Origin of the sequence: Saccharopolyspora gregorii, from assembly GCF_024734405.1 — a bacterium.
GTDB classification, from domain to species: domain Bacteria; phylum Actinomycetota; class Actinomycetes; order Mycobacteriales; family Pseudonocardiaceae; genus Saccharopolyspora_C; species Saccharopolyspora_C gregorii.
The window spans coordinates 2,334,250-2,351,033 of sequence record NZ_CP059556.1; the positions used below are offsets into that span (position 1 = coordinate 2,334,250).

The window sequence follows — 16,784 nt, forward strand, 5'->3', positions numbered from 1 at the left end:
GCGGGGCGGTTCAGTCGCGGGGCCGGATGGTGCCCGCCTCGCGCAGTCCGGCGAGGGCGGTCAGGTAGCGCGGGTGCTGCTCGGCGGGCACGCCGGCGGCGGTGAGCGCGGCGTGCACGTCCGGCTGGTGCTCCAGTTCGCGGACCACGGCGACGAGTTCCGGCGTCTTCAGGAACGACAGCCGCCGCGTGGTGAAGTCGTAGACGAGCGCCCCGAAGCGCTCCGGGCGCAGCGAGACGGTCGGGCTCAGCCGGTGCGGGCGGCCGGGGTCGAACCCGGCCGCCCCGCCCGGTTCAGTAGACGCCGCACATGCCATCGATCGACACTTCCTCGACGAGCAGGTCGTCCTCCACCCCGTCGGCCGGGGCGGTGCCGGTCGCGTCGTGCTGGGATTCGCTCATGGGATGCTTCCTCCCGATCACTCACTGCGATGTGGTGGCCGCCACACGATATGGGCACCCGGTGTCACAATGGAAGAGGCGATGACCGGACCGACCCGCGACCACACTTCCGGACCAACGACGGGGCCCGGCCGGCGGCGCACGACCAGCCCCGCCGAACTCGAACGCGTCGCCTTCGCGCTGTTCGACTCGGACGGCTTCGACCGCACCACCGTGGAGCGCATCGCGCGGGCCGCCGGCATCGGTCGGCGCACCTTCTTCCGCTACTTCGACTCGAAGAACGACGTGGTGTGGGGCGCGTTCACCGAACGGCTCGACGTGATGCGGGAGCGGTTCCGCGCCCGGCCCGCGGACGAGCCGCCGCTGGCGGCGATCCGCGCGGTCGTCGTCGAGTTCAACCGGGTCGATCCGGCCGAGACGGCGCGGCACCGCCGCCGCCTCGAACTGATCCTGCGGGTGCCCGCGCTGCAGGCGCACTCGACGTTGCGCTACGCCGACTGGCGCGCCGTCGTCGCCGAGTTCGCCGCCGACCGCCTCGGCGAACCGGTCAGCGCGCTGCGCCCGCAGGTCATCGCGCACTCCACCCTCGGCGCGGCGCTCGCGGCCTACGAGCACTGGCTCTCGACGCCGAGGGTCGACCTGTGCGCGGTCCTGGACGACGCCCTCCGCGACCTGTCCCGCGGCTTCGCCTGACCGCGCCGCGCCCGGCTTCGGGGCGAGCGCCGCCGCGTGGTCGGGTCAGGGGAGTTCCAGCGCGCGGTGGCTGGTGAAGCGGCGCGGGGCCCCGGTGATCGGGTCGTCGAAGGCGAGCTCCTTGGCCAGCAGCCGCAGCGGATCGGTGAAGTCCTCCGCGGCCCGCTCCCGGACCTCCGGGTACAGCTCGTCGCCGAGGATCGGCACGCCCAGCGAGGCCAGGTGCACCCGCAGCTGGTGGGTGCGGCCGGTGGCGGGCAGCAGCCGGTAGCGGGCGAGCCCGCCCCGGTGCTCCACGAGTTCCACCCGCGTCTCCGCGTTCACCGGGCCCGGCACCTCGCGGGCCTGGAGCACGCCGCGCTCCTTCTCGATCCTGCTGCGCACCACGCGCGGCAGCGCCAGGGCCGGGTCGTGCGGCGCGATCGCCTCGTACTCCTTGCGCACCGCGCGCTCCTGGAACAGCAGCTGGTACTCGCGCCGCGCGGCCCGGTGCACGGCGAACAGCACCAGGCCCGCCGTCAGCCGGTCGAGCCGGTGCACCGGGCTCAGCTCCGGCAGCTCCAGCGCGCGGCGCAACCGCACCAGCGCCGTCTCGGCGACGTGCCCGCCGCGCGGCGTGGTGGCCAGGAAGTGCGGTTTGTCCGCCACCAGCAGGTGCTCGTCGCGGTGCAGCACGGCCACCTCGAACGGCACCGGCACCTCGGCCGGGAGTTCCCGCTGCACCCACAGGACGGCGCCGGGCGCGAACGGCGTGGTGGCGTCCACGAACCGGCCGTGCCGATCGGCGACGCGCTGCTCGCGCAGCATCCGGTCCACCTCGCCGGCCGGGATCGGCAACCGCTCGACCAGGTGGTCGCGCATCGTCGCCCACGTCCCCGAACCGGGGGTGCGCAGCCGCGCGGCGTCGAGGCCGTCGCGCTGCGGCAGGGGGGATCGGAGCTTGCGTCGCATCACCGGCCAGCGTACGGCGCGGCCCGTGCGCTGCGGTTCCGGCCGAGATCGTCCAGCCAGTGGGATGCCGCCGGGCTCCGTTGACGCCCGGCGGGTGCGGCGCAAGAATCGTGGCGTGGACATCGAGGCGCGGTTCTTCTTCGCTCGCCTGCACGTCGACCTCCGGCGGCACGCGAGTTCGATCTGTGCGCTTGCGCTGCCCTGAGCAGCGACCTCCCGGACCCGACTCGGGTCCGATGTGGACGATTCTGGTCCCCGATCCCCGGCTGCGGCCGCTGATCGGGTCGTGGCGGAGTGACCGAGAGGCCAGGTAAGGGCCTGCAAAGCCCTGCACGCGGGTTCGAATCCCGCCTCCGCCTCCACGATCCACTGTGGACAGGCCGCCTCCCCCGAACCCGAGGGGAGGCGGTGCGTTGGAGGAAGCGATGACCGCGGTACCGCTCTCGATCCTCGACCTCGCACCGATCCCCACCGGCGGCACGGCGGGCGGCGCGCTGCGCGACACCGTCGAACTCGCCCGGAACGCCGAGCAGTGGGGCTACCGGCGGTTCTGGCTCGCCGAGCACCACCTGGTGCCCGGCGTCGCCTCGTCCTCCCCTGCGGTGCTCATCGCCGCGGTGGCCGCCGCGACCCGGCACATCCGCGTCGGATCCGGGGCGGTGCTGCTCGGCCAGCACAGCCCGCTGCAGGTCGCCGAGGACTTCGGCACCCTCGCCCAGCTGCACCCGGACCGCATCGACCTCGGGCTCGGCCGCTCCGGCCTCGCCAAGTACGTCGAATTCGCCAAGGCCGCCACCGGCGACAGCGCACCGGTCACCGCGCCCGAACCCGCCTACGTGGACGGACTTCCGGTGCCGCGCACCGCCCGCGGCGGCAGCCTGTCGAAGGCCCGGTTGGAACAGCTCGAAGGGCATGCCCTGCTGCTCGGCGACACCGGACGCTCCGACTACGCGGATCAGGTGCGGGAAGTGCTGGCCTTCCTCGACGGCACCTTCCGCGACGGCGGTGGGCGCGAAGCGCACGCGATCACCGCCGAGCACGCGGCGCTGCAGGTGTGGGTGCTCGGCGCCAGCGCGGGCCCCAGCTCCCGCGCGGCGGGCGAGCTCGGCCTGCCGTTCGTGTCGAACTACCACGTCACCCCGAGCACCGTGCTCGACTCCGCCGCGTCCTACCGCGACTCGTTCGCGCCCTCCCCGCGGCTGGACCGGCCGCACCTCGTCGTGTCCGCCGACGTGCTCGTCGCCGAGGACGACGCCACCGCGCAGGAACTCGCCACCCCGTTCGCCGGGTGGGTGCACGACATCCGCCACGGCGACGGCGCCCAGCCGTACCCGAGCCCGGACGAAGCGCGCCGCCGCCACTGGACCGAGGCCGAACGCGCCCGGGTCGCCGACCGGGTGCAGACCCGCATCGTCGGCTCCCCGGAGACCGTCGTGGAACGGCTGGAGGTGCTGCGGCGGGTCACCGGGGCCGACGAACTGCTCATCACCACCGTCACCCACGACCCGAAGGACCGGCTGCGCTCCTACGAACTGCTCGCCGGGGCCTGGTCCCGCTCCTGACGCGCACGACGCCCCGGGCGGGGCTCAGCGGCGGTGCCGGGCCGCGTCCGCGATCCGGGGGAGCAGGTGGTCGACGAGGTACGGCAGCGAGAGCACACCGGGCTGGCGCAGCAGCGGCCAGTCCGCCTGCGCCAGCGGCAGGTAGCCGCCGTCCCGCACCGCGTCCAGCGACTCGAACACCGGCAGCGACTCGATCTGCGGCCGCACCGCCGGGTTCGGGTACGCGGTGATGAGCACGTCGGTGTCGATCCGCGCCAGGTTCTCCGCGCTGACCTGCGCGTTGAACGCTGCACCGGGCAGGTTCGCCGCCGCGGGAGACAGCGCCATGCCGAACTCGGTCAAGGTGCGCACCGTGACGTCCTGCGCGGAGCGGATCACCCCGAGGCCGCCGGGGCTGTGCCCGAGGGTGACCGCGACCTCGGCGCCCGCCAGCTGCGGGTGCGCGGCGGCGGCCTCGCGGACGCGCCGCTCGGTGTCGGCGACGAGCCGGTCCGCCTCCGCGGGCTCGCCGAGCGCGCGCCCCACCTGGCGGGTGGTGGTCTGCCACGGTTCCTCGTCCGGTGTGGTCTCGAACGCGGTGGTCGGGGCGAGCCGGGACAGCGCCGCGTACTCCCCGTCGATGTAGTAGTCGCTGCCCGCGAGGATCAGGTCCGGGTGCAGCTGGGCGATCGCCTCGGTGGAGTAGCCCTGGTCGGTGGGCCGCAGCGTCACCGGTTCCCAGCCCGGCCGCCGCTGCCACGGCTGGACCTCCGCGCTCAGCGGCAACCCGATGCCGACCGGTTCGACGCCGAGGGCGAGCGCGGCGTCCACGTCGGCGGGCCCCAGCGCGACGACCCGCGCCGGGTGCGCGGGCGCCGTCGTGGTGCCGAGCGCATGCCGCACCTCGGTCCCGGTGCGCTCCGGGGCCTGCGGGGCGGGCGAACACCCGGCGAGGAGTCCGAGCAGCAGGACGGCGGCCGCGATCCGCTTCACCGCGCGCCTCCCGCCAGCAGCGCGAGGATGCCGTCCTTGATGGGGGGCCGGGACGCGGCGACGAGGGTGAACGTCGCCTCCCGCACCAGCCGCTGCCCGTGCTCGCCGAGCAGCAGCGCGGAACTGCCCGCCGCGGTCACCAGCGCTCCGGCGGCGCGCAGCGCCAGCTCGGCGGCGGCCGCCCGGGCCGGTGCGATGTCGGCGCCGGTGGCGAACGCCTCGTCCAGCCCGTCCCGCACCGCGTCCCGGTCCGCTTCGAGCCGTTCGGCGACCTCGGGCCGCCCGGCGTCGGCGATGAGCCGGGTGCAGCGCCCGGCGATCCCCAGCGGCATCGCCCCGTTGAGCCGGGCCGCCCCGGCCTGCGCGGCGAGCACCGCCGAGTGCGGGACGACGCCCAGCACCCGCTCGGCCGGGACGAAGTGGTCGTCGAACCACAACCGCACCGTCGCGGTGGCCTGCGCCGCGACCAGCCGGAGCGGTTCGACGCGGATCCCGGGCGCCGGGCGCGCGTCGAGGAAGGCGTTCACGACCGAGTCGCCGTCCCGCGCCGACACCTGCAGCACGTCCACGATCCCCCAGCCGCTGACGAACGGTGCTTCGCCGGTGAACCGGTAGCCGCCGTCCACCGGCACCGCGTGCAGCCGCGGCGGCTGCGGGATGGCCCCGGCGAACGACACGCCACCGCGCAGCTTCCCGCGCACCGCGTCGTCCAGGTGGCGGTCGCGCAGTTCGGTCCGTTCGGTGCTCAGCAGCCCGCGCACCACGCCGTGGTGCTGCGCCCAGACGAACGCGGTGCTCAGGCAGCCGCCGGACAGCGCCTCCACGATCCGGCCGGCCTCGTCGAGCGGGAGCTCCGGGCCGCCGTGCTCGCGGGGCGCGACCGCACCGTAGAAACCGTGCTCGGCCAGCAGGTCGAAGTGGGAGCGCGGCACCGCGCCCGCGGCGTCGACCTCGGCCGCCGCCGGGAACAGCACCTCGTCGGCCAGGGTCCGCGCGAGTTCGAAGGAGACCACTGGGTGAGGCTAGCCTGAGATCCACGGGCGGGTGAAGGTGTCACCCCGCGTCGCCGCCGGGCACCACGACCTCCACCTGCCCGTCCCCGGAACGGCGCAGCACCGGGATGCTCCCGCTGACCCGGTCGCCGCTGTCGGAGTCGAACGTGAACCGCCCGCTCGCCCCGGCGACGCTGTTCGTCTCGTGGTTGAGCAGCCGCAGGTGGGCCAGCACCCCGTTGGTGGTGGGCACACCAGGGTGGCGGCCCACCGCGTGCTGCGCGGCGGTGACGGCGGCGAGCGTCGCGTCGTGCCCCAGCACGCTCCAGTTCGACACCGGCGCGTCCGCGTCGAACAGCCGGTGCAGCGCACCGGTGAAGGCCGTGTACAGCGGGCGGTCCTGGTTCCTCGCGTCCGCCAGGGCCGCCGGATCGGCCACCGAGGCGTAGAGCACCGAGACCGGGGCGGTGCCCGGGTCGGCGCTCAGGTGGAGGTCGGTGGATTCGGAGCCGGTGATGATGGTGATGTGGCGGTGGGGGTCGCAGCCGCGCCTGCGGACCTTCTCGACGAAGTCGGGCAGCAGGTTGCTGCGTCCCGCGTACAGCACCACGTTCACCTCCGACGTGCAGATCCGGTCGGCGATGTACTCGAACTGGGTGCCGAGCCCGAACGCGTCCGGTCCACCCGTGTAGGAGCCGGTGGTCCGGCCGCTGCGCTGCCACGCCGCGCCGAACTTCTCCTGGAAGTTCTCCCGCAGGTCCGCGGTGTAGATGTCGTCGCCGTTGCCGTCGCGGACCAGCAGGGCCGTCGGCTGCGGCCCGACCAGCTCGTCCAAGTGCTCCGCGATGGTGCCGAGCTCCTGCTCGATGCTCGGCGACACCCGGTGCAGGCCCGCGATCGCCGGCCCGTGCTCGCCGGGGAGGCTGTTGAACCGGTCGGCGCTGAGGTAGCCGACCATGGGGATGCCCGCCGCGGCGAGCTCGCGCGCGCCGAGCGCGGTTTCGGGGGAGCTGAGCCCGAGACCGGTGACGGCCACCAGGTTCTCCGGCTCCACCATGTCGACCAGCCGCTCCGCGACCTCCTTCCAGGCGTGCTCGTAGCGGCCCTCGTTCGCCAGCGCCAGCCGGACTTTCAGGCCGCGCCGGTCCTGGTTGGCGTTGACCTGCGCCACGTGCGCGCCCTGCAGGTAGGAGCGGATCTGCGAGATGGAGAGGCTGTCGTCCTCCCCGGCGGTCATCGGCATCAGCACGGCGACGGTGACGACGAAGTCGTCGTCGGCGACCCGGTCGTTCTCGGCCGCGATCCGCCGTTCCACGTCCTCCAGCTCGGGCGAGAACACCTCGGAACCGTCGGTGACGCCGACGCACTCGCCCCGCACGTGCGACATCCCGCTGTCGCACGGGGCGACGGCCCAGACGACGGTGACGACGCCGAGCACCAGGACGAGCGCGCTGCCCGCCGCCAGTGCGATGCGCAGACCCCATCGGGGGCGCGGGGGCTGTTCGAAGCTCACGCTGATCCTCTCCTCGTGGCCGCGGTTCAGTCGGTCAGTTCGGACCACCTGCGGTACTTCTCCGATTCGGCGCGCAGCGTGGCCAGGCCGCTGCCGGAGTGCGGTGCGATCTCGTCGTAGCAGGCGGCGATCTCCAGGTAGAGCGCGTGCCGCCTGCTGTCGCCGAGCGGATCGGCGGCGATCCACCGCGCCGCGACCAGCCGCGCGACCGCGGCCTGCGGCGCGGCACCGGGATGGGTCCAGTCGGCCAGCGAACGCACCTGGTCGAGCTGCGGGTCGGCGTGGTCGAGGCGGTTGGGCGCGGCGGTGGCCGCGGCGAGCAGGTCCAGCCAGGTCGGCAGGTCGCTGTAGGCCAGCAGAGTGTTGAGCCGCCGCGCCACGGACTCCACTTCGCCGACCGCGAGCGAGTGGTAGAGCTCGCCGACCTCGTCGCCCTGGTCGGCGAGCGTCTCGCGGAACCAGGTGTGCACCGCCGTCCAGTTCGCGGGTTCCTGCTCGGGCCGCGCGGCGAGCTCCCGCAGCAGCACCCGGCGCAGCACCGGCGGCAGCACGTGGTGCCCGTCGTCGGCGGGAACCCACAGCTCCGGGGCGAACACGGCCCGCGCGCCGTGGGAGGCGGCGAGGCCGCTGTGCGCGACGAGCCGCTCCGCCTCGACCTGGTGGCGCGCGGCCGCGCAGGTCACCAGGTCGTGCAGCGCCTCCTCGGCGAGCCCGGCGCGGAACGGTTCCGCGAGCCCGAACGAGCCGCCCGGCCCGAGCAGGGGCGCGTCGCCGAGCAGCGGTCCCAGGTCCACCGGATCGCCCGGCCGGACCCGGATCTCCTCCAGCAGCCTGCGGGTCGCACCGGGATGCCCGCCGGTGAGGCGGAGGATCGCGGCGCCGACCCGGTTCTTCCGGTTCCCGGCGTACCGGCCGAGCTCGTCGACCATGTTGCCGATCTCGTCCCGGGTGAGGTCGCGCAACCGCACCGGGTACCACGGTTTCCCGCCGTGCTCGGTGAAATCGGTGTAGTACGGCTCGGGCCCGGACGCCTCGATCCGCTCGATGTCGCGCAGCGGCGACGCTTCGCCGGTGGCGATGACGGCGCCGGAGCGCTTCCCCCGGCTGGTGGCCACCACGGTCAGCGGATCGCAGCCGCCGGGCAGGTGCGCGGCGTACTGCCTGCGGGCCCGCACGAGCGCGTCGAGGAGGGGCTTCGCGGCGGGGGAGTCGACGTCGTCGAGCAGCAGCGCGCAGTTGAGCCCGCGCCGCGCGCGCCGCGTCCCGCGGTCGAACTCCTCGCGCAGGTCGGCGAGCAGCGCCGCCCACAGCAGTTCTCCGGTGTCGCGGGCGTCGTCCTGGTTCTGCGGGGTGCGGGCGCGCCGGTTGAGCTCGACGAGCACGTCCAGCGGGTCCCGGCCGAGGTCGCGGTCCTGGTGCCCGAACCAGTCGGCGGCGAGCACCGCCCGGTGCCCGTGCCGCCAGGACACCAGCCCGCGCAGCACCCCGTCGGCGAGCCGCCGCCCGACGTGCTCGGCGTGCGGCAGGAGGCCGCCGAGCAGTGCGCGCAGCCGGTCGGCGCGGCGGTGCTCCACGAGCGCGCGTTCGGCTTCGAGGCGGGCGATGCCGGGGTCGACGTCGAGCTGCTGGGCGGCCACCACCTGCCCGGCGACGAACCGGGGGAACGCGATCGGGTCGGGTGCGTGCCGGTCGAGCTCGACGGCGATGTGCGCGAGGGAGAGCCGGGCGGGGTCGAGCACTTCGCAGTCCAGCCGGGCGTACGGGCCCTGCCCGTGCAGGCGGTCGGCGAGGGCGTCGAGGAACGCGGTCTTGCCGCTGCCGCGCGGACCGGTGAACAGCAGCACGGGTTGCGGCCTGCTGGCGTGTCCCGGCCGGTCGGCGAACTCCCGGACCAGGCGCATCGCGGGTTCGCGGCCGAACAGGTGTCTCCCGTCGCCCGTGCCGGTCGCGGTTGCGCGCAGTGCCACGAGAAGCCCCCCGACTTCATTCAGTTGAACCGACTGCTTCCCCCGGTCAGCCACTCAGCGTAGTCACAAGCGATCACACCGTCAATGAAGGCCGGTCGCGGTGCGGTGGCTGGGTTCCGGCGGCGCGGCACTTCCGAGACCGTCCACTGTGGTCTCGACGGGTCGGGGCGGTTCGCGGGTGGTACGCCTTTCGGGCGTCCTCCCGGCGGTGCTCCGGTGCCGCCGCGCTCACGCTGTCCGCGATCACCGGGCCGCACCACGGGAACGCGGAAACGCCGCCGCAGCACGAGATCCGCCGCTCCGGTCGCGGCGGAACCCGTGCCCGGAGCGCCGGAACCGTTGCGCCGCAGCGGAACCACCGCACGTCCCCGGAGCGGATGAATCGCGCAGCTCCGCCCCGCCGTCGAATGGCCGTCGATCCACCTGGCTCGTACCGTCGGAACCGGCCGATCTGGGGGGAACGGACATGGTTGACGGAGACGTGGAGACGGCGGTGCGCGCCGCCCGCAGCTGGTTGTACGTACCCAGCACCCGACCGGAGCAGTTCGACTCGGCGGAGCGCGACGGCGCCGACGCGGTGATCCTCGACCTGGAGGATTCCGTGCGGCCGCAGGACAAATCCGCGGCCCGCGCCCTCGTCATCGAGCACCTGGCGGCGGCGCTGCCCGGCGAACTGGTGACCGCGGTGCGGATCAACGCCGCCTCGACGGCGGTCGGCCTCGCCGACCTGACCGCGCTGCTCTCCGCGGACGTCGCGCCGGACGTGCTGGTGCTGCCGCGGACCGAATCCGCGGGCGCGCTCGGCGTCATCGAGAACCTGCTGTTCGAGGCGGGCACCCGCACCATGCTGGTGCCGCTGATCGAGACCGCCCGCGGGCTGCGCAACCTGCCGCGGATCCTCGCCTCGCAGACCCGCGTGGTCGGCGTGCTCGTCGGTGCGGCGGACGTGGTCGCCGACCTCGGCACGCCGGGGGACCCGGAGGCCATGCGCTCCGTGCGCGATTCCGCGGTGCTGGCCGCGACGTCCGCCGACGTCGTCGTCATCGACTCGCCGCACTTCGGCGGCGGGGACCCGGACGCGCTGGCGGCCGAGACGCTGCGCGCCGCCCGCGCCGGGTTCACCTCGAAGGCCGCGGTCACCGCGGAGCAGATCGCCACGATCAACGACGCGTTCGCGCCGACCGAGCAGGAGCTGTCCTGGGCGCACGCGGTCCTCAAGGCCAGCGCGGCGCGCGCCGGCGCGGCGGGCGGCACCCCGGTGGACGAGGCCGACGCCGCCCGCGCCCGCCGCTACCTGCAGCGCGCCCGCCCCACCGGAGCGCCGGCCCCGGCCCCCGCGGCGGCCCGGGCGATCTGACAAGGGCCCTGGCGATCTGACAACGGCCCGGGCGATCGGAGAACAGCCCGGCGATCGGACGACGGCCCGGAAGCACGAACGCACCGCCCCGGAGGAGGGCGGTGCGTTCGTCGTCCCCGCGCCGACCGGCAGGTGGCGCCCGAGCGGCCGGGCGGGGTGGCCGGGCGGATCAGCGCTCGATGCGGTCCAGCTTCAGCATCCGGGTGATCACGGCGTCCAGCTGCTCGTCGTCGAAGATCTTCTTCCAGTCGTCCTTGATGATCGACTCGCGGCCGTAGTCCATCGCGATCAGGCACGCGTCCGAGAACGGGTTGTCGCCCTTGAGGGTGTTCGCCAGCGCCACCTGGGTGTGCCCGAGCAGCATCGCGCGCGCCGCCGCCTCCGGGACGCCCACGGTGTGCACCGTCTCGTGCAGCGCCTCCTTGAGCAGATCGCCCACCATGCAGGCCACCGTCTCCACCAGCGTCGGCTCCAGGTAGGCCAGCTGCTTCACCGTCACCCAGTGCACGTCCACCACCGGCGCGTACATCGCGCGGATCACCGACTCGGCGACGGCGCGGCGCTCCTCGTCACCGGACTCGATGGCGGCCACGACCTCCTGCGGCGCGGCGATGCCGCCGAAGGTGTCGGCCAGCTCCTCCGGGGTGCGGCGCTGCAGGAACACCGACGGGTGGCAGGGGTGCGCGACCACGTACTCCAGGTCCTCGCGCTTGGCCAGCAGGTTCGCGTACGCCGCGGCCGGGTCGAGGGTGACCACGACGGAACCGGCGCGCAGCTGCGGCACGACCTCCTCGGACACCTTGCCCAGCACGATGTCCGGGACGGCGAGGATGACCACGTCGGCGTCGGCGATCGCGGCCGAGGTCTCGGTGACCGCGCGACCGGCCTCGGTGACGCGCTCCTGCCCGGCGGGGGAGTTCTCGCTGTAGAACACGGTGTGCTCGGTGCGCTGCAGGTTGTTCGACACCCGCATGCCCATCTTGCCGCCCGCGCCGATGACCGCGATCGTCAGCTTCGCATCCGTCATGTCCGCTCGCTCCTCAGGTAGTCCAGGTTGTGCGCGGTCCACTCCCGTTCGACCGCGCAGGTCGTCGCCGCGTCGCCCTGCCAGGGCAGCCAGTGCTCGACGACCTCGTTGATGCCGCGTTCGGCGGCGCGCACCGCGCGCACCTCGTGCGCCCGGTCCAGCTGCCCGGTGCCCAGCCGGGCGCCGGTCAGCGCGAACCCCACCCACCCGGCGGAGCGGGTGAAGGCGAAGTCCTTGACGTGCACGTTCTTCACGTGGGGGGCGGTCAGCTCGATCACGTCGCCGGGCAGTTCCAGCGCGGCCACCACGTTCGCCGGGTCCAGGCAGATGCCCACGTGCTCGTCGCCGACGCGGTCCACCAGGTCGACGAGCACGCGGGTGGGGACCTGCTCGTAGGTCTCCAGCGCGATCGTCACGCCCGCCGCCGCGTACTCCGGCACGACCTCCCGCAGGTAGGCCTCGGCCTCGTCGGGGGTCGGCCTGCTGTCGGCGGAGTAGAGCATCGACCGCACCAGCGAGGCGTCCAGCCGCCCGGCCAGCTCCAGGTAGCGGCGCAGGTGCTCCGGTCGCAGCCCGCGGGTGCCCAGTTCGAGGCGCACCCCCAGTCGACGCGCCTCGTCCCGCACCTCGTCCAGCTCGGCGTCGGTCATCGACTCCAGCGGCGGGTAGTCGCAGATCTGGAACAGCTCCACGCCCTGCGCCGCGGTGTCCGCGAGCATCCCGGTCAGCGACAGCGGTTCCGGAACCTGGTCGGACCACTGCCAGAAGTAGGCGTAGGTGCTCAGCCCGATCATGCCGACACCCCGCCCAGTGCGACGACCTCGTCCAGGATCCGCTCCAGCGCCGCCGGGTCGTGCGCGAACCGGCCGAGGAACAACCCGTCCGCCGCGTCGCCGAGCGTGCTGAGCAGCCCCGGCCCGGCGCTGCCGCCGTAGATGACGCGGCTGCCCGCCAGCACCGGTTCGGCGTCCAGCGCGTTGCGCAGTTCGCCGCACACCGCGCCGATGAACTCGGGGTCGGCGGGTTCGGCGGCGCCGATCGCCCACTGCGGTTCGTAGGCGATGACGACCGCCCCGACGCGGTCCGCTGCGCGGGCCGCGGCGAGCGCCGAATCCAACTGCTCCAGGCAGGTGCGCACCGCGTCGGTAGTGCTGCCCGCCCGCTCCTCGCCGAGGCACAGCACCGGGATCAGCCCGTTGCGCAGCGCCGCCGCCGTCTTCGCCGCGACCACCCGGTCGTCCTCGCCGAACAGCCTGCGCCGCTCGGCGTGCCCGACCTCGACGTGGCGGCAACCCAGTTCGCGCAGCTCCGCGCCGCTGACCTCGCCGGTGTAGGCGCCGTGGTCCTCCCAGAACAGGTCCTGCGCGCCGACCTCGACCGGGGTGTCCCGGAACAGGTCCAGCGCGGGAGGCAGACCGGGGAACGAGGGCAGCACGAACAGCTCCGCACCGCCGCCGCGCACCGCGGGGTGGCGGCGGGCGATCTCGGCGACGTCCGCGCACCAGTCGAGCGTGCGCTGGTGCCCGAAGTACATCTTCAGGCTGACGCCGATGGTCCGGGTCACCGCTCGGACCCGCTCTCGTAGTCGCTGATCAGGCAGACCTTCTGCGCCGACGCCGATTCCGGGTCGAAGCGGTGGGTGAGCCATTCGGCGGCGAGCTTGCGGGCCAGTTCGATGCCGACGACGCGCTGGCCGAAGGTGAGCACCTGCGCGTCGTTGCTCTTGATCGCGCGCTCCACGGAGAAGGTGTCGTGCGCGGTGACGGCGCGGATCCCCTCGACCTTGTTCGCGGCGATCGCCACGCCCAGCCCGGTGCCGCACACCAGCAGCGCCCGGTCGGCCTCCCCGGCCGCGACGAGCTCGGCGGCGGCGATGGCGACGGTGGGGTAGGGGGTGTGGCCGTCCGCGTCCACGCCGACGTCGCGCACGGACTCGACGAGGTCGCTGTTGTCCAGGTCCCGCTTCAGGACCTCCTTGTAGTCGAACCCGGCGTCGTCCGAGCCGACCACGATGCGCAGCTTGTCGCTCACGCGATTTCTCCTCTCACCGCAACGGGTTTCGGGTTGTCACCTGGCGAGCACGGCGTGCACCGCGCGGGTGATCAGCGACAGCGAGACGGCCCCCGCGTCCGGGGTGCCGAGGCTCTTCTCCGCCAGCGGGCGGGCGCGGCCGCGCAGCGGGCGCAGCGAGGCGGTGGCCTCCGCGGCCTTCGCGGCGGTGGTGGCGGCGGCGTCCCACGCGGTGGCGAGGCCGGATCCGGCGGCGAGCGCGGATTCCAGCTCGTCGGCGAAGGGCACCAGCACGTCGACCATGGTCTTGTCGCCGAGTTCGGCCTTGCCCAGCCGCACCACCGCGTCGGCGGCGGCGCGCACGGCGGCGCCGGTGGTGCGCGGACCGGGGGCGGTCTCGTCGCCGAACTCGGCGCCGATCGCGCGCAGCGCCACGCCCCACAACGCACCCGAGGTGCCGCCGGCCCGGTCGGCCCAGGCGTCGGCGGCGCGGTTGAGGGTGCTGCCCGCGCCCGCACCGCGTTCGACGGCATCGCGGGCGACGGCCACGGCCGCGTCCGCGCCGCGCTGCATGCCGATGCCGTGGTCGCCGTCGCCCGCGACGGCGTCGATCCGGCCCAGCTCCGCCACGTTGTCGTCCACAGTGGACTTCACGGCTTCGAGCGCGGCCAGCGCGCAGCGCGCCGACTCCCGCGATTCGCCGGTGGCGGGCGGGATCACGTCCAGCGCCACGAAGTCCTCGCCCGCCTCGACGTCCGCGGCGGCGACCGCCGGGGTCTTGCGGTAGGCGGCCGAATCGGCGGGGGCGCGCCAGAACCGCTCCAGCTCCTCGTCCAGCCAGCACAGCGTGAGGGAGGCGCCCGCCATGTCGAAGCTGGTCACCAGCTCGCCGACCTCGGGCTCGACGACCTCCACCCCGGCTTCGGCGAGCAGCGCGGCGACCCGGCGGTACACCACGAACAGCTCCTCGTACTTCACCGAACCGAGCCCGTTGAGCAGCACCACGACCCGCGATCCGGCGACCTCGACGCCGTCGGGCACCTCGGCGAGCAGGGTGCGCACGAACAGCTCGGCGAGCTCGTCGGCGCTCGGCACGTCCTGCTCGGCGATGCCCGGTTCGCCGTGGATCCCCAGCCCCACGGCCATCTTCCCGTCCGGCACGGTGAACAGCGGCTCGTCCGCGCCGGGCAGGGTGCAGCCGCCGAAGGCGACGCCGAAGGAGCGGGTGCGGTCGTTGGCGTGCGCGGCGACCCGTGCCACCTCGTCGAGGTCGTAGCCGGCCGCTGCGGCCGCCGCCGCGGCCTTGAACACCACCAGGTCGCCTGCGACGCCGCGCCGCTTGTCCCGCTCGTCGGCCGGGGCGCTGGAGACGTCGTCGGTGACGACCACGGTGCGGCAGTCGATGCCGTCACCGCGCAGCCGCTGCTCGGCGAGGCCGAAGTGCAGCACGTCCCCGGCGTAGTTCCCGTAGCACAGCAGCACTCCGCCGCCGTTGTGCGCCGAGGTCGCCACCGAGCGCACCTGCTGCGCGGATGGCGAGGCGAACAGGTTCCCCATCGCAGCCCCGTGCGCGAGGCCGTCGCCGACCAGGCCGCTGAACGCGGGGTAGTGCCCGGAGCCGCCGCCGATGACGACGGCCACCTCGCCGCTGCGGGCTCGGTCGCGGCGGACCACTCCGCCGGGCACCCGGCGCACCCGGTGCGCCTGGGCGGCGGCGAAACCTTCCAGCATCTCCTCGGCGAACGAGCCGGGGTCGTTGAACAGGCGGGCCATGAGCTCTCCTACGGGAACGGGGGACGGTGGTCACTCGGCGGCGGGCACGCGGCGGTCGGCCCGCTCGGTGCGCGTGAGCAGCACCATCAGCACGGCGGACAGCAGCAGGAACGCGCCGACGACGAACATCGGCACCACGTAGGAGCCGGTCCAGTCGAACAGCGCGCCGGTCACGTACGGCGCGAGGAACCCGGCCAGGTTGCCCAGCGTGTTGATCAGCGCGATGCCCGCGGCGGCGGCCACGCCGGTGAGGAACTTCGTGGGCAGCGTCCAGAAGTTCGGCAGCGCCGCGAAGATCGCGCAGGCGGTGACGGTGATGATCGCGATGGTCAGCACGGGGGAGCCGGCGAACAGCGCGAGCGGCACGCTGATCGCGCCCACGACGGCGGGCACGGTGATGTGCCAGGACCGCAGCCCGCGCCGGGTGGCGTCCCGGGACCACAGGTACAGCGCGATCGCCGCGGGCAGGTACGGGACCGCGGTGATGAGGCCCTTCTCGAACACGCCGAACGTGGTGCCGAACCGCTGCTCGAAGTCGCCGATGATCGCGGGGAGGAAGAACGCGAGCGTGTAGAGCCCGTAGATGAACCCGAAGTACAACATCGCCAGCGTCCACACCCGGCCGTTGCCGAACACCGAGCGGAGGCCGTGGTGCCCGGATTCGGCGGCCGTGTGCTCCTTCTCGGCGGCGAGTTCGCCGGTCAGCCAGTCCTTCTCGGCCGCGGTCAGCCACTTCGCTTCGCGCGGGTCGTCGGCGAGGTAGAACCAGGCGACGACGCCGAGCACGATGGCGGGGATCGCGACGCCGAAGAACATGAAGCGCCAGCCCTCCAGCCCGAACACCCCGTGCTGCTGGATCAGCCAGCCGGCCAGCGGGGCGCCGATGACGGTGGTCAGCGGCTGCGCGAGGTAGAACAGCGCGAGGATCTTGCCGCGGTGCCGGGCGGGCACCCACAGGCTCAGGAACAGCACGGCACCGGGGAAGAACCCGGCTTCGGCGACGCCGAGCAGGAAGCGCAGCACGGCGAGCTGGGTGAAGTCCTGCACCCAGGTGAACAGCAGCGCCACCACGCCCCAGCTGACCATGATCCGGGCGAGCCAGCGGCGGGCGCCGAACTTGTTCAGCGCGATGTTGCTGGGCACTTCCAGCAGCAGGTAGCCGACGAAGAACACGCCGGAGGCGAAGCCGAACTGGGCCGCGGACAGCGCCAGGTCGTCGCGCATCCCGTTCGGCGCGGCGAAGCTGATCGCCGTCCGGTCGAGGTAGTTGACGAAGAACATCAAGGCCACGAACGGCACGAGGCGGACGGCGACCTTGCGAATGGCCGACTTCTCCACCCCCGGACCGCGCTGCTGCGCGGCGGTCGAGGTGTCCACATTGACTCCTTTGAAGCGGGTGCGGGCGAGGACCGCGGCCGGGGTGGGCGGTCCTGGTCCGGGCGTGGCGCGGCCGCGGGCGTTCCGCGGCGGGGCTTCGCCGTTCGGCCTAGTATCGGAAGCAGCCCTCAACCTGTCAACCGGTTGACCAATTACCGGTAACTTGAACGAGAAAGCCCCCGACCCGAA

Annotated in this window: 17 protein-coding genes and 1 tRNA gene; 5 read left to right on the forward strand and 13 right to left on the reverse strand. The window is 73.9% G+C overall.

What is annotated here, in order from left to right:
- Positions 1-10: 10 nt before the first annotated feature.
- Together mftB and mftA are read right to left on the reverse strand one after the other, a co-directional pair.
- Positions 11-316, reverse strand: coding sequence for a mycofactocin biosynthesis chaperone MftB (mftB, locus tag H1226_RS10030; RefSeq protein WP_258348642.1), 306 nt, complete (start codon positions 314-316; stop codon positions 11-13).
- Complete coding sequence (gene mftA, locus H1226_RS10035) at positions 294-401, reverse strand: mycofactocin precursor MftA (protein ID WP_224955563.1); 108 nt, start codon at positions 399-401, stop codon at positions 294-296. Before mftA ends, mftB begins: the two co-directional genes overlap by 23 nt.
- 81 nt (positions 402-482) lie before the next feature.
- Here mftA and mftR point away from each other — a divergent pair, with 81 nt between their 5' ends.
- Complete coding sequence (gene mftR / locus H1226_RS10040) at positions 483-1,094, forward strand: mycofactocin system transcriptional regulator (RefSeq protein WP_258348644.1); 612 nt, start codon at positions 483-485, stop codon at positions 1,092-1,094.
- 45 nt (positions 1,095-1,139) lie between these two features.
- Here mftR and H1226_RS10045 read toward each other — a convergent pair whose 3' ends face one another.
- Positions 1,140-2,045 carry a pseudouridine synthase gene (locus H1226_RS10045; RefSeq protein WP_258348646.1) on the reverse strand — a complete coding sequence of 302 codons (906 nt, stop codon included), beginning with the start codon at positions 2,043-2,045 and terminating at the stop codon, positions 1,140-1,142.
- A gap of 115 nt (positions 2,046-2,160) precedes the next feature.
- On the opposite strand from H1226_RS10045, the gene H1226_RS28290 reads away from it, so the two are divergent.
- From H1226_RS28290 to H1226_RS10055, 3 genes are all read left to right on the forward strand, one after another.
- Positions 2,161-2,250, forward strand: coding sequence for a putative leader peptide (locus H1226_RS28290; RefSeq protein WP_373690036.1), 90 nt, complete (start codon positions 2,161-2,163; stop codon positions 2,248-2,250).
- Positions 2,251-2,333: 83 nt separating this feature from the next.
- Positions 2,334-2,407 (forward strand) — tRNA-Cys (locus H1226_RS10050).
- Between the two features lie 63 nt (positions 2,408-2,470).
- Positions 2,471-3,607: an MsnO8 family LLM class oxidoreductase gene (locus H1226_RS10055; RefSeq protein ID WP_258348647.1), complete on the forward strand. Its 1,137-nt coding sequence runs from the start codon at positions 2,471-2,473 to the stop codon at positions 3,605-3,607.
- A 24-nt stretch (positions 3,608-3,631) separates the two neighbouring features.
- Here H1226_RS10055 and H1226_RS10060 read toward each other — a convergent pair whose 3' ends face one another.
- Genes H1226_RS10060 through H1226_RS10075 form a run of 4 tightly spaced genes read right to left on the reverse strand, consistent with a single transcriptional unit; the run spans position 3,632 to position 9,051 of the window.
- Positions 3,632-4,579: an iron-siderophore ABC transporter substrate-binding protein gene (locus tag H1226_RS10060; protein ID WP_258348648.1), complete on the reverse strand. Its 948-nt coding sequence runs from the start codon at positions 4,577-4,579 to the stop codon at positions 3,632-3,634.
- Positions 4,576-5,592, reverse strand: coding sequence for an acyl-CoA dehydrogenase family protein (locus H1226_RS10065; protein WP_258348649.1), 1,017 nt, complete (start codon positions 5,590-5,592; stop codon positions 4,576-4,578). Before H1226_RS10065 ends, H1226_RS10060 begins: the two co-directional genes overlap by 4 nt.
- A gap of 40 nt (positions 5,593-5,632) precedes the next feature.
- Entirely contained in the window at positions 5,633-7,084 is a 1,452-nt protein-coding gene (locus tag H1226_RS10070) for an ABC transporter substrate-binding protein (protein ID WP_258348650.1), read from the reverse strand.
- 26 nt (positions 7,085-7,110) lie between these two features.
- On the reverse strand, positions 7,111-9,051 hold the full coding sequence (locus tag H1226_RS10075) for an ATP-binding protein (protein WP_258348651.1): 1,941 nt from the start codon (positions 9,049-9,051) through the stop codon (positions 7,111-7,113).
- Positions 9,052-9,517: 466 nt separating this feature from the next.
- Between H1226_RS10075 and H1226_RS10080 the strand changes: the two genes are divergently transcribed.
- Complete coding sequence (locus H1226_RS10080; RefSeq protein WP_258348652.1) at positions 9,518-10,408, forward strand: HpcH/HpaI aldolase/citrate lyase family protein; 891 nt, start codon at positions 9,518-9,520, stop codon at positions 10,406-10,408.
- 169 nt (positions 10,409-10,577) lie between these two features.
- Here the strand turns inward: H1226_RS10080 and H1226_RS10085 are convergent, their stop codons facing one another.
- From H1226_RS10085 to H1226_RS10110, 6 genes are read right to left on the reverse strand one after another with little or no spacing between them, the layout of a single operon-like run.
- Entirely contained in the window at positions 10,578-11,435 is an 858-nt protein-coding gene (locus tag H1226_RS10085) for a phosphogluconate dehydrogenase C-terminal domain-containing protein (RefSeq protein WP_224955572.1), read from the reverse strand.
- Positions 11,432-12,229 (reverse strand): sugar phosphate isomerase/epimerase family protein, encoded by a 798-nt coding sequence (locus H1226_RS10090; protein ID WP_258348653.1) that lies wholly within the window; start codon positions 12,227-12,229, stop codon positions 11,432-11,434. Before H1226_RS10090 ends, H1226_RS10085 begins: the two co-directional genes overlap by 4 nt.
- The gene (locus H1226_RS10095) at positions 12,226-12,999 is read right to left on the reverse strand and encodes a triose-phosphate isomerase family protein (protein WP_258348654.1); all 774 of its coding nucleotides are present in this window, start codon (positions 12,997-12,999) and stop codon (positions 12,226-12,228) included. Before H1226_RS10095 ends, H1226_RS10090 begins: the two co-directional genes overlap by 4 nt.
- Complete coding sequence (locus tag H1226_RS10100; RefSeq protein WP_258348655.1) at positions 12,996-13,466, reverse strand: ribose-5-phosphate isomerase; 471 nt, start codon at positions 13,464-13,466, stop codon at positions 12,996-12,998. Before H1226_RS10100 ends, H1226_RS10095 begins: the two co-directional genes overlap by 4 nt.
- Positions 13,467-13,502: 36 nt before the next feature.
- Positions 13,503-15,218, reverse strand: coding sequence for a dihydroxyacetone kinase family protein (locus H1226_RS10105; protein ID WP_258348656.1), 1,716 nt, complete (start codon positions 15,216-15,218; stop codon positions 13,503-13,505).
- Between the two features lie 30 nt (positions 15,219-15,248).
- Entirely contained in the window at positions 15,249-16,595 is a 1,347-nt protein-coding gene (locus H1226_RS10110) for an MFS transporter (protein ID WP_258348657.1), read from the reverse strand.
- Between the last annotated feature and the right edge of the window lie 189 nt (positions 16,596-16,784).

Excerpts from the sequence above, each read along its gene's own strand:
- mftB (WP_258348642.1), bottom strand. The coding sequence starts at position 316 with ATGGCATGTGCGGCGTCTACTGAACCGGGCGGGGCGGCCGGGTTCGAC.
- mftA (WP_224955563.1), bottom strand. The coding sequence starts at position 401 with ATGAGCGAATCCCAGCACGACGCGACCGGCACCGCCCCGGCCGACGGG.
- mftR (WP_258348644.1), top strand. The coding sequence starts at position 483 with ATGACCGGACCGACCCGCGACCACACTTCCGGACCAACGACGGGGCCC.
- H1226_RS10045 (WP_258348646.1), bottom strand. The coding sequence starts at position 2,045 with ATGCGACGCAAGCTCCGATCCCCCCTGCCGCAGCGCGACGGCCTCGAC.
- H1226_RS10055 (WP_258348647.1), top strand. The coding sequence starts at position 2,471 with ATGACCGCGGTACCGCTCTCGATCCTCGACCTCGCACCGATCCCCACC.
- H1226_RS10080 (WP_258348652.1), top strand. The coding sequence starts at position 9,518 with ATGGTTGACGGAGACGTGGAGACGGCGGTGCGCGCCGCCCGCAGCTGG.
- H1226_RS10085 (WP_224955572.1), bottom strand. The coding sequence starts at position 11,435 with ATGACGGATGCGAAGCTGACGATCGCGGTCATCGGCGCGGGCGGCAAG.
- H1226_RS10090 (WP_258348653.1), bottom strand. The coding sequence starts at position 12,229 with ATGATCGGGCTGAGCACCTACGCCTACTTCTGGCAGTGGTCCGACCAG.
- H1226_RS10105 (WP_258348656.1), bottom strand. The coding sequence starts at position 15,218 with ATGGCCCGCCTGTTCAACGACCCCGGCTCGTTCGCCGAGGAGATGCTG.